This window comes from Nocardia violaceofusca NBRC 14427 (assembly GCF_963869435.1).
In the GTDB taxonomy this organism is placed as follows: Bacteria; Actinomycetota; Actinomycetes; order Mycobacteriales; family Mycobacteriaceae; genus Nocardia; species Nocardia aobensis.
Genome location: NZ_CAWMPM010000027.1, coordinates 22,376 through 34,090 on the forward strand (window position 1 = coordinate 22,376; position 11,715 = coordinate 34,090).

General features: G+C 68.2%; 11 protein-coding genes. 7 read left to right on the plus strand and 4 right to left on the minus strand.

From position 1 onward, the window contains the following. Positions 1 to 6 precede the first annotated feature (6 nt). Positions 7 to 651, plus strand: a complete 645-nt coding sequence (locus tag AC5592_RS22575; protein WP_036505812.1) for a TetR/AcrR family transcriptional regulator — start codon at positions 7 to 9, stop codon at positions 649 to 651. 15 nt (positions 652 to 666) lie between these two features. Here the strand turns inward: AC5592_RS22575 and AC5592_RS22580 are convergent, their stop codons facing one another. Beyond that, a complete protein-coding gene (locus tag AC5592_RS22580; RefSeq protein WP_036505811.1) occupies positions 667 to 1,296 on the minus strand; it encodes a TetR/AcrR family transcriptional regulator in 630 nt (209 codons plus the stop codon). Continuing rightward, a complete protein-coding gene (locus AC5592_RS22585) occupies positions 1,296 to 1,643 on the minus strand; it encodes an SPW repeat protein (RefSeq protein WP_036505810.1) in 348 nt (115 codons plus the stop codon). Before AC5592_RS22585 ends, AC5592_RS22580 begins: the two co-directional genes overlap by 1 nt. Before the next feature lie 200 nt (positions 1,644 to 1,843). On the opposite strand from AC5592_RS22585, the gene AC5592_RS22590 reads away from it, so the two are divergent. From AC5592_RS22590 to AC5592_RS22605, 4 genes are all read left to right on the plus strand, one after another. Further along, positions 1,844 to 3,031, plus strand: a complete 1,188-nt coding sequence (locus tag AC5592_RS22590) for an NAD(P)/FAD-dependent oxidoreductase (protein WP_036505809.1) — start codon at positions 1,844 to 1,846, stop codon at positions 3,029 to 3,031. A gap of 99 nt (positions 3,032 to 3,130) precedes the next feature. Further along, on the plus strand, positions 3,131 to 3,910 hold the full coding sequence (locus AC5592_RS22595) for a glutamate racemase (RefSeq protein ID WP_036505808.1): 780 nt from the start codon (positions 3,131 to 3,133) through the stop codon (positions 3,908 to 3,910). 460 nt (positions 3,911 to 4,370) lie between these two features. Next, positions 4,371 to 5,303, plus strand: coding sequence for a hypothetical protein (locus tag AC5592_RS22600; protein WP_157122137.1), 933 nt, complete (start codon positions 4,371 to 4,373; stop codon positions 5,301 to 5,303). Positions 5,304 to 5,437: 134 nt separating this feature from the next. Beyond that, positions 5,438 to 6,187, plus strand: coding sequence for a DNA alkylation repair protein (locus tag AC5592_RS22605; protein ID WP_063065370.1), 750 nt, complete (start codon positions 5,438 to 5,440; stop codon positions 6,185 to 6,187). Positions 6,188 to 6,236: 49 nt separating this feature from the next. Here the strand turns inward: AC5592_RS22605 and AC5592_RS22610 are convergent, their stop codons facing one another. Together AC5592_RS22610 and mftR2 are read right to left on the minus strand one after the other, a co-directional pair. Next, a complete protein-coding gene (locus AC5592_RS22610; protein WP_036505805.1) occupies positions 6,237 to 7,298 on the minus strand; it encodes a ferredoxin--NADP reductase in 1,062 nt (353 codons plus the stop codon). Between the two features lie 53 nt (positions 7,299 to 7,351). Next, positions 7,352 to 7,975 carry a mycofactocin system transcriptional regulator MftR2 gene (mftR2, locus tag AC5592_RS22615; protein WP_051025179.1) on the minus strand — a complete coding sequence of 208 codons (624 nt, stop codon included), beginning with the start codon at positions 7,973 to 7,975 and terminating at the stop codon, positions 7,352 to 7,354. Between the two features lie 373 nt (positions 7,976 to 8,348). Between mftR2 and mftF the strand changes: the two genes are divergently transcribed. Together mftF and AC5592_RS22625 are read left to right on the plus strand one after the other, a co-directional pair. Continuing rightward, positions 8,349 to 9,746, plus strand: coding sequence for a mycofactocin biosynthesis glycosyltransferase MftF (gene mftF / locus AC5592_RS22620; protein ID WP_036505804.1), 1,398 nt, complete (start codon positions 8,349 to 8,351; stop codon positions 9,744 to 9,746). A gap of 147 nt (positions 9,747 to 9,893) precedes the next feature. Next, positions 9,894 to 11,267, plus strand: a complete 1,374-nt coding sequence (locus tag AC5592_RS22625) for a GAF domain-containing protein (protein WP_036505803.1) — start codon at positions 9,894 to 9,896, stop codon at positions 11,265 to 11,267. The last annotated feature ends 448 nt before the right edge of the window (positions 11,268 to 11,715 follow it).

An 11,715-nucleotide genomic window follows, 5' to 3' on the forward strand; every position in this document is an offset into this window, starting at 1 on the left:
GGCCGGGTGAGCACCCGAACCGGACGTCCGCCGCGGCTGTCGCGCGCGCAGATCGTGGCCGCCGCGCGCGAGCTGATCGAGACCCACGGCGTGCAGGCGCTGACCATGCGGCGCCTGGCCGCCGAACTCGGCGCGACGCCGATGGCGCTCTATCACCACGTACCGGACAAGGACGCGCTGCTGCTGCTCCTGCTCGATGAGGTGGCCACGGGTGCGGTGCGCCCGCAATTGCCGCAGGACCCGCGGGAACGCCTGATCGTCGCGGCCCGCGCGATGCACGACGTCCTGGCCCCGGTTCCGTGGATCACCGAGGTGCTGACCGCCGACGACCTGCTCTCACCGGCCGCGCTCTGGTATCCCGAGGCGATTCTGGACGCGGCGATGGACGCCGGGCTGGATGCCGATCGGGCGGTGCACGCCTACCGGAGCGTCTGGTACTACACGGCCGGAGAAATTCTGATCCGCGCCGCGGCTCGCCGGCGTCGCGGCGACGATCGGCCCGTGTTCCGGGAGCGCGTCTTCGCCGATATCGATGCCGAGGAGCTTCCGCGCTTGGCGGCCGTGGCCGACCGGTGGAGCGCGCTCACCGCGGCGGATACCTACGAACAGGGTCTGCGCGCGCTGGTCGACGGCCTGCTGCCGGATCGCTGAACGGGTGACGCCGACTCAGCCCAGGCTGCTCATACCGGCCGCGACGACCCGGGAGAGGTTCGTGATCTCCTCGGCGCCGGCGAGTGTCAATCCGTCGAGTGCGTGCAACCGGTCGGTGCTCGCGATGGTGAGCATGGCCGACACCCATGCGGCCGCGCAGGCGCGCAGAGTTCCGGGCTGGACCTGGCCGGGTGCGCTCGCCTGCAGTACCCGGGCGGTGACGTCGAGGAGTTGATCGCGCATGCGGCGCACCTGTTTTCGCACATCCGGATGCGTATCGGCCTCGCGCCACATGATCACGCGCAGTACCGAGGAGTGGTGGTCGCGCAGATTCAGCGCCGCGTCGAGGTTCACCAGGCTGGTCGCCGGATCGCCGGGGCTGACCACCGTGGCGATGTCGTCGATCGGATGGGCGGGAACCCGCTCGGCCATCAGCGCCGAGAGGATCGAGTCCTTGGTGGGGAAGTAGTAGAAGACCAGCCCCTTCGGAACGCCGGCCGCGGCGGCTATGGCAGCCGTCGCGGTCGCGTCGAATCCGTGTGCCGCGAACAGGCTTTCGGCGGCATCCAGAATCAGAGCACGGGCGTCGCCGTCGACTTTCCGGCTGCGGCGACGCCCCGCTCGATGGGGTGTGGGCCTCTGCATCAGTGAGCAGTATGCATCCGCGCCGAGACCTGCGGAAGGGCGGCGAGGGCCACCACGACGGTCAGTACGCCCACGATCCACGCCGTCCACGCCGCCGCGCTGAAGGAGCTGTAGTTCATCACCCACGGGGAAATGAACAGCAGGACACCGAACAGGCCCATGGCGTAATCGGTGGTGGCGATTCCCGGGCGAGTGAACTGGAGCAGGCCGGTCAGGGCGATCAGTACGCCGAGCACGATCAGGGTCCACATGGCGCGGTTGCTGTGGTCGGTCCAGATGGGGGACAGGGCGGTGTAGACGCCCAGTGCCACGGCCACGAAACTCAGGGTGCGGTTTTCGGTGAGCATTGGGGGCCTCCTCAGGGGCGGAATTGTGTTCTGATCTCGGTATAACTCTGATTGACCGCCCGATCAATACTCTGCCCGGAAAATTCCTACACTCGCGTCGGATATGGCGCCCGTCACGACAGTCTAGAACGTGTTCTAGTTTATGGTGGATTGGTGCAGCAATACGTGCCAGCAGTGGGAATCGAGCCGGGAGCGCAGCGATGACAGCACCGATCGTGATCGTCGGCGCAGGTCTGGCGGGCCTGCGCACCGCGGAGGAATTGCGTCGCGCCGGATACGAGGGCGGACTGATCCTCGTCGGTGACGAGCAGCGCCTGCCCTACGATCGGCCGCCGCTGTCCAAGCAGTTCGTGCGCGGCGAGACCGAGGATACGACGCTGCGCCCGGCCGAATTCTTCGCCGAGAAGAACATCGAGCTGCGACTCGGACTGGCCGCGACCGGAGTCGACACCGCGGCGCGCACCGTGACCTTCGACGACGGTTCCGTGCTCGAGTACGGACAGCTGATCATCGCAACAGGTCTGCGTCCCAAGCGAATTCCGGGTCTGCCCGAGGCCTCGGGTGTCCACGTCCTGCGCCGGCACGAGGATGCGGCGGCACTGCGCGACAATCTGGCCACCGCGCGGCGGGCGCTGGTGGTCGGTGCGGGCTTCATCGGCTGCGAGCTGGCGGCGAGCTTCCGTTCCCGCGGCGTCGACGTCGTGCTGGTGGAACCGCAGCCCACTCCGCTGGCCGCCGCCCTGGGGGAGACGGTCGGGCGCCTGGTGGGTCGGATGCACCGCGACGAGGGCGTGGACCTGCGCTGCGGTGTCGGACTGAGCTCACTGCAGGTCGAAGACGGCGCGGTTACCGGGGCCACGCTCGCCGACGGCAGTACGGTCGCCGCCGATCTGGTCGTCATCGGTGTCGGCTCCGCGCCGATCACGGAGTGGCTGGCCGGATCCGGCATCCCGCTGGCGGAGCCGCAGGCCGGTGGGGGTGTCCTCGCCGACGAGGTGGGGCGCACCTCGGTCGAGGGTGTGTGGGCGGTCGGCGATGTCGCGGCATGGCGCCACGACAACGGCCGGCACAAGCGTGTGGAGCACTGGACCAACGCCGGTGAACAGGCCAGACTCCTGACGACCGCCCTGCTCGGCGGTGACGTGCCCGCGGCCGCCCGAGTGCCGTACGTGTGGAGTGATCAGTACGACCTGAAGATCCAGGTGCTCGGCACTCCCGCGGGCGCCGACGAGATCCGGGTGATCGAAGACGACGGCCGCAAATTCCTGGCGCACTACTTCGACGGCGGGGTCCTGACCGCTGTGGTCGGTGGCGGACGCACCGCGCAGGTCATGAAGATGCGCGCCGAACTCGCCGCCAACGCCCGGTCCGCAGCACCCCTGAGCTGAACGCGTACGCCCGGGGCGGACCGAAGGGCGCGGGAACACCACTCGGCCGATACCCCGGTCGGGCGCAAGGGTTCGTGGCGACGCTAATACAGTGGCTGCGTGATCGTTGCGCTCATCGATTCGGGACTGGGGTTGCTGCCGACCGGGGCGTGGCTGCGCAAGTTGCGTCCCGACCTCGATCTGCTGCTGCAACTGGATCCAGATGGTGCGCCGTGGGGTCCGAAACCCGAGCAGTGGGTGATCGATCGGGTGCTGGATGCGGCCCGCCGCTCGTTGCGGCTCGGCGCGGAGGCCATTGTGCTGCCGTGCAATACCGCCAGCGTCACCGCACTCGAGCAGGTGCGGGCCGAGGTCGGGCCCCAGGTGCCGGTGATCGGCACCGTCCCAGCGATCAAACCCGCCGCCGCGGCCTGCGCGTCGGTCGCCGTGTGGGCGACCGCGGCCACCACCGCGAGCCGCTATCAGGCCGATCTCATCGCCCGCTTCGGCGGTGAGGCCGATGTGACGGGTGTGGCGTGCCACGGCCTCGCGGACGCCATCGACCGCGGGGATCTCCCGGCCGTCGAACACGCCATCGCCCGCGCCGCCGAGCAGACTCCCGCCGGCACCGAGGCGGTCGTACTGGGCTGCACCCACTACCCCCTGGTCCTCGATTCCATCGTGGCCGCACTGCCCCCCGGCGTCCGGCTGTTCGACAGCGCGGAAGCCGTTGCGGGCCAAACACTTCGGCGCATCGACGCGCTGGGCCGGCCGACGGCCGGGACCGGCACGGTGACCGTCTACAACAGCGGCCGCGCCGGTGCACTGCCCGCGAGTGCGGCGGCCTTCGAATCGGGCCGCGTGCTCGGGGCGGTCGATAGCGCCTGCCCCACGGTCTAGTCTCGCGAGGGCACCGGGCGGACCGTGTTGAACCGGTCACGGTTGCGCCCGTGTCTCCCGTCGGCCGCGCCGTGCCGAAGCCGGTGGCGCTGAACGAATCCTGTTCCGGGACATGTTCTTTCGACCGCTCCGCGCTGCTGTGGCGCAGCATCGGAGGCGGGGCTGTGACCTGCGCCCCAGCCACTCGTGGGAGGTCTGGTGGTCCGCGACCGGGCGCGGTTCTACCGTCGTTCTCGCAGACGTACAGCGCGGTCGTCGACGCATTTCCGTACCCACCCCCTACCGGGCCGGCCGCCACGACGCCGGCGCATCGGTAACAGACAGACCCGGAGTTATGGCTACCCGAACGCCTTGGAGCGATGTTCATCCCGGAACCGGCGACACCGAATCGTCATACCGCCCACTACCGACGCCGCCGAGTGATCGCCGTCCGGTGTGGGGATACCTGTGCGGTGCCGGGTTGAGTGCCACGACTCTCGTTCTGTTGTTCCAGCCCTGGTTGTCTGCGTCCGGGCCGGGTGGCGCGATCCGGTCGGATGCCTTCGGCCGGCTGGCCGGCACCGAATCCCAGCAGGACTGGGGAGGCGTGGGTCCGCACAACACCGATATCAGCGGCACCTGGGCGGTGCTGACCTGTGTCGCTATCCTCGCCACGATCTTCGCCGCGGCGGCATATCTGCGGACCCGCGCCGCGATCTTCTCCACCGCCGCCGCGGTCGCGGGGAGCGGCGTGGCGCTGTTCGTTCTCGCGGACGTGCTGTATCTCGACAACAAGGAATCCGAGCTGCGGGCGGCGGTCGCGGACGACAGCAGTTTCTCCGGCATCCTCCGCGGTCTCTTCGGTGGTGCCCACGCCGCGCACCAGCTGGCGGGCGCCCACCTCGACATCGCCGCGATGCTCGCCGGGATCACCGCATTCGGCGCGGCGGCATGCCTGCTGACCAACCATCTGCGCGAAACCCCGGTTGCCCGCACCGTCGCCCGGCCGATGACCACGCTCGTCGAAGCCGCACACTTCTCGGCGCCGACCGCACGGACCCGGCAACGGACGTACACACCGCCTGCGGCACCCGTTGCGCCCCACCCGATACCGGCAGCACCGCAACTCAAGCCGACGGCACCTGACCTGGCACCGGCCGCATCTCATCTGGCACCGACCGCAGGGCAACTCGCGCCGAGTGCTGCCCACGCGGCGCCGAACGAAGCGGCGGCACCACCGGCGCCCGTCGTCGAATTCGGGGACATCACCGCCGAGCGGCACGAGCCCGCACCGAGCGCCGCCGAACTCCCGCCGTTCCCGGTGCGCAAACAACCGAGCTGGCGCATCGTCATCCCCGCGGGGGCGGTGTCCGCACACGCACCGGCACGGGCGGAGCGCACCTTCGCCAAGTGATGCCGGGCGCGTGCCGGCCGGACGCGTTGTCATCGGGAAAAGGGTGCGCGGTGAGTGATACTGCCGTACATGACCGTTGCGCGTTTTCCCGATGAGCAGCTCGCGGCGCCCGGCCGTTTCGGCGGAGTTCGGGCATGACCTCCGCGCCGACCGCCGCCGATGTCGCGCGTGCCGTGGACGAATTGGGTGATCCCGAGCGCGCCGTCGAGTTGCGGCGGTTCTTCAAAACCGGGCCCGGGGACTACGGCGAGGGCGACGTCTTCATCGGAGTCCCCGTGCCGCAGACCCGCAAGGTCGCGAAAGCATTTTCCGCCCTGCCGATTTCGGAGATAGCCGAACTTTTGCGGAGTCCGGTGCACGAGCATCGGCTCGCGGCGCTGGTGATCGCGAACAACGCGATGGCGAAGGCGGGGAAACCGCGCACGTACGACGGTGCCGCACAACAGGAAATCGTCGACATGTATCTGGCGGCGGTGCGGGGCGGGCGCGTGAACAATTGGGATCTGGTCGACGTATCGGCCGAGAACATCCTGGGCCCGTGGTTACTGGGACGGCCGCGGGATCTGCTCGACGAATTGGCCCAGTCGGATTCGCTGTGGGAACGCCGGGTCGCGCTGCTGACGACCTTCGCGTTCATCAAGGCCGGCGACGCCTCGACCACCTTCGCCCTGTGTGAACGGCTGCTCGACGATCGGCGCGACCTGATTCAGAAGGCGGTGGGCTGGATGCTGCGGGAAGTCGGCAAACGGGTGGACCGCGCGCTGCTCACCGATTTCCTGGATCGACGTGCCCACGATATGGGCCGCACGGCGCTGAGTTACGCCACCGAACATCTGGAAGCCGAGGCGCGCGCGGCCTATCGGGCGCGACGGCGGTCGCCGTAGGTCCGCCCGCCGTGCCCGGTCCGCAGGCCGGCCACGGCGGCGACGGTTCTCAGAACTGGATCTTCAGATGATCGGTGACCGGATGCGCCTGGCAGCCGAGGATGTATCCGGCTTCGATGTCCTCCGGATCGAGAATCTCCGAATTGTCCATCTCCACTTTGCCTTCCAGCACCGTGCAGGCGCAGGAGCCGCATTCGCCCTCCTGGCAGGAGTACGGCACGTCCAGACCCTTGGCGAGCATGATGTCGACCAGGGTCTGGCGGCGCGGCCACTGCATGGAATGGGTTTCGCCGTCGAGTTCGACCTCCACGGTGGCCGCGTCGGCGGCGTCCTCCTCGCTGACCTCGACCGGGGCGCCGGCGGCGAACGGATCGCCGGACAGCGAATTGAAGACCTCGGCGTGGGTGCGGTTGCGCGGCACCTCCAGCTGGGCCAGTGCGTCGTGCACCCGGTCCATGAACGCCTTCGGCCCGCACATGAAGGCGCGGAAACCGGTGTACGGGGTGCACAGCGCGGCCAGTCCGTCGGCGGTGGGCAGACCCTGCAGCGTCTCCAGCCAGTGCACCACCACGAGCCGCTGCGGATTCTTGTCGGTGAGTTCGCGCAGTTCGTCGGCGAAGATGACCGATTCCGGATCGCGGTTGGCGTAGACCAGCACGATCCGGCCGTTGCCGCGGGCCAGAGCCGACTTCAGGATCGACATCACCGGGGTGACACCGCTGCCGGCCGCGAACAGCAGCAGATCCTCGTCCAGATCCTTCGGTGTGAAGACGCCGGAGGGCGGCAGCACCTCGATCTCGTCACCGGCTTTGACGTTGTCGCACACCCAGTTCGACGCGTATCCGTCGATCGTGCGCTTCACGGTGACCTTCGGCCGCACATCGGTGTGCGGCGAGCTGGCCAGCGAATAGCAGCGCGCGACCGAACCTGTGCGCTCGCTCGGGATCCGCAGCGTCAGGAACTGGCCGGGCTGATAGGCGAAGCGCTCGCGCAGATCTTCGGGCACGTCGAAGACCAGCGAACAGGCGTCGGCCGTCTCGTTGACGACAGCGGCGACCCGCAGCACGGCCGAACGTGAGCTGTGCGGTACGACGGGATCGGCGGTGGTCATGGTGTCCTCTCGGGGCCGGGCGCTGGAGCGGGCAAACTAGAACGTGTTCTAATTTATGATACGTGGCCGTCCCGCTGCCGGACAAGCTGGGCCTCGAGCCCCGCGATCAGCACATCCATGCCGAAGTCGTAGGAGTATTTTCCGCGCAGGTCGCCCATGTGCTTGACGGCCCGCTCGACGGCTTCGGGAAGCGGCATGTCGTGCAGCGCGGATCGGTCCCGCGGATTGACCCGGGCGCGGCCGAACAGATACGTGTGAATGGTGGCATAGGCGGCGAGCACATTGCGATCCTCGAACCCCGCATCGGACAGGATTTCCATCACAGCGGCGATCAGATCGAGCTGTTTGCCCAGCGTCTGTTCGATCAGCACATCACCCAGGCCAGGGTGTTTGCGCAGCTTCTCGTCGATCTGATCGATGAGTTCGCGCAGGCGCTGCTGCCAGGTGCCGAATTCCGGCGGTGGAGTCCGCACTCCGGTGAGGGCCGCGCTGGCCACCAGATCCAGCAATTCGCGCTTGTCGGCGACGTAGTAGTAGGGCGCCATCGGCGAAACGCCGAGTTCGCGGGAGAGCCGGCGCATCGACAGCTTCTCCACGCCGTCGGCGCGCACCACACGCAATGCGGCCTCGACTATCTCGGCTTCCGAGAGTGTGTTGCCGCCCCCGCTCGTCTGCATCCGTCCGACTCCCATGCCACCTCTAGACCTGCGCAGCCCGCCCGACGGCCACCCGTCATCTGCTGTTCAACGTGCTTGCCTTCCGCAGTCTAGAGTGCGCGTTCGTGGTGGCGGCCCGGTACGTGGAGGAGATCGGCGCACACTGCGACGCCGCACGTCACGCGGTAGTAGCCGGAGATGAACTACCGCGTCCCGCGCGGGATCTCGTTGATCATGAAGTGAATGTTGCCGTGAGATAGCTAGATAGCGTCGATGGTCATTGACACCCGCGCAACGCCGGAGCCGGTGCGTTGCCGCCGGTTTCGTATCGAATTCGATCCGTTTTTTTCGACACGGGATGCCCGGCGGGCGGTTAGCGCATAGCATTCTTGGAATGCGCCATGATCGACTGCCCGACGGGTTCGGGGTGCGAATCGATCCTCGGGTGCGCACCTATTCCGGTGGACGGCTCTTGGTCGGCGGCTCGCCGACGAGGTTGCTGAAACTTGCTCCGGAAGCGGCCGCCCTGATCGGTGACGGGTATCTCGAAGTGACGGATCCCCAGTCCGCGGTGGTTGCCAGACGGCTGCTCGACTCCGGGGTGGCCAACCCGCGTCCGCGCCTGCTGCCCTCGCCCGAAGAGGTCACGGTCGTGGTGCCGCATTGCAACGACGCCGCCGGGCTGCAGCGGCTGCTGTCGACCCTGCGCGGGCACAGTGTGGTGGTCGTGGACGACGGTTCCGACCGGCCCGTCCGCATTCCGCGCACCGGGGGACGTTGCCGCGTCACCGTGCTGCGCCACGATTCGCGACAGGGCGTGGTCGCCGCGCGCAATGCCGGACTGCGGGCGGCGACAACGGAATTCGTCGCATTCCTGGATTCCGACGTAGTCCCGCGCGCGGGTTGGCTGGAGGTGATGCTCGGACATTTCAGCGATCCCGAGGTCGCCCTGGTCGCTCCGCGCATCGTGGCGCGCGAGCCGGATGCCAGTGTGCTCGGCCGCTACGAGAGCGCGCGGTCGTCCCTGGATTTCGGCCGCCGGGAAACCGCGGTCAGCTCGCGTGGCTCGGTGTCGTACGCGCCGGGCGCGGCACTGCTGGTGCGGCGCCACGCACTGCTGGCCGAAGGGGGATTCGACGAGCAGATGCGCTCGGCCGCCGATGTCGATCTGTGCTGGCGGCTCGAGCGCGCCGGCTGGCGGCTGCGGTACGAGCCGGCCGCGCACGTCGCCTGCGATCAACCGGCCTCGTTCGGTAAGTGGTTCTGCCGCAAGGTCTCTCACGGCGCGAGTGCGGCGCCGCTGGCCCGCCGCCACGCCGGGATGGTCGCTCCGCTGTCCGTGCCGTTCTGGACCATCGCCGCGACCGCGCTGCTGGCCACCGCGTCGCGTGCCGGAATCCTGGGCGGGCTCGCCACGCTGCTCGCCGCGCTGATCCGGCTGCGGCGGGTATTCGCGGAACTCGACAATCCGACGCGGGTGGCGGCCATCCATCTGGCCCGCGGTTTCTCCGCCGGGGTATGGCGGATCGTCTCGGCCCTGTGCCGGCACTACTGGCCGGTGACGGTGCTGGCGATGATCGCCTCCCGGCGTATCCGCCGGCTCGCGGTGGCGCTGGCGCTCGCCGACGGACTGGCCGACTGGTTCACCCATCGCGATGCCGGCGGCCTGGATCCGGTGCGATATCTGATGTGCAAGCGGCTCGACGACCTCGCCTACGGAACCGGCCTCTGGTCGGGCGCGCTGCGTGCGCGCAATGTGGCCGCGCTGCGCCCGGCCGTTCCGCGGCATTGATGGCCGGGGTCACATGTGGCCCTGATATGCCGTCTACCTCACATTTCGTGGCGATCCGGCGCCGGTGTGACCTGTCGGACAAACCGTATGCTTCGCCCATGCCCTTCCTGACCCGCCGGTACAGTGTGGGACGGGAAAGAAAGGCAAATGGTCAGCAATCTCACAGGCGATAACCGTCCCGAGGGCAGGGTCGAACCCGGGACACAGCTCGGTGCGCTGGAAGCCTATGCCGCTCAGGCCCACGGTTACCTCAGTGTCGGGGGTGATCAGCTCAATCAGCTGCCCGGATTGCTGCGTCCGCTGGTTCTGGAGTCCTGGCTGCGCAGTGTGCGCGGCGGGGTCGATCCCATGGACGTACTCGACGGCCGCGGTCTGCGCGGCGCCGATCTGCAGCGCTACCGCGACAACCATCCGATTGCCACGGTGATGCCACTGGTCGACAAGTTGCTGCTGCAGGACGCCACCGGTATCGGGCTGATCGTGGTTGTCGCCGACCAGTTCGGCCGGGTGCTCTCGGTGCACGGCAATCCCGACCGGGTCGAGGCCGCCGCCGAGGTCGGCCTGCGCGAGGGCGACGATCTGTCCGAACGCCGCATCGGTACGAATGCGGTCGGACTGGTGGTTCGTACCGGCCGCGCCACCTGGATCCACGGCCCGGAACATTTCCTGCACCGGATGCATCAGCTCACGGGAGCGGCCGCGCCCGTGCACGATCCGGACGGCCGGTTGGTCGGCGTGCTGATGATCGCCGGCGGCGTGCGCGTCGCCCGCCCGGAGATACTGGCATTGGTGAAGGCCGCCGCGACCGCGGCGGAGATGGATCTGGTGCTCGCGGCCGTGCGCACCGAACAGCGCGGCGCGGATCGTCGTGCGCCCGTGGATCATTCGTCGTCGCAGCGGACCGCCGGCCGGCTGGCGCTGGAGGTGCTGGGTCTGGGCCAGCCGCAGCTGTCGGTCGACGGCGAGCGTATCGCGTTGTCGCAGCGGCATGCCGAGATCCTGCTGTTGTTGGCCGAACATGCCGAAGGTCTGTCCGCCGATCATCTGGCACTGCTGCTCGACGACACCGACCTCGACAACGCCACCATCCGGGCCGCCATGTCGCGGCTGCGCTCGGTGGTCGGCCCGGACGTCTTCGGTTCGCGCCCGTATCGGTTGCGGGTGCCGGTGTCCACGGATGTGGAGGCGCTGCGCGCGGCGCTGGATTCGGGGGATGTGCACAGTGCGGTCCGCCATTACACCGGACCGGTGCTGCCCCGTTCGACCGCTCCCGGAGTTATAGACATCCGCGATGAATTGCGGGTGCGGCTGCGGACCGCGGTGTTACGTTCCGGTGACGCTGCGGTGCTGAGCCGGTGGACCTCGGGCGCCGAGGGCCGTGACGATGCCGCCGCGTGGGTGGCGTATCGAGCCACCGCGGATCGCGATTCTGCTCTGTATGCCCAGATCGAGGCCAAAATTCGGGTGCTCGACCGGCGGATGGGCGCCGATGCAACGCAGATGCAACGTTTCGGCTCGTAGGCTCCGCGTCTGAAAGTGTCCTGACTCACACAAACAGGTCACAGTGTGGTTTCGGGCACATCTCTGCCCGGATATCGACCGAATTGGACGCTAGTCCGAGTTTTTTTGAAGGATCTCGTTCCTTTTTATTAGTCTTCGGCCTAGTGTTCGCTGCATCGGTGGCGTAAGCCGCCACCGGCCGATGCAGGAGATGAGGCCGCGGGAGCTCGGGGCCGCGATGTTGGAGGAAGTCGAGTTCGAGGATGAGTTGGTGACCGCACCGGTTCACCGAAATTACTGAGACACAAACCATTTCGCTCTTTCACACCTTCGCGATCGCGTGAGGTGTATTCGCCGAACCAACCGTGGCAAAGCCAGGGTCCGCGTCGTCACGCGAGGCCCGGGGCTTATTTCGTGCTGCACGAAAAGCGTTCGGTCGCTGGGTATTTCGTCAATCGAGGAGGCTCTG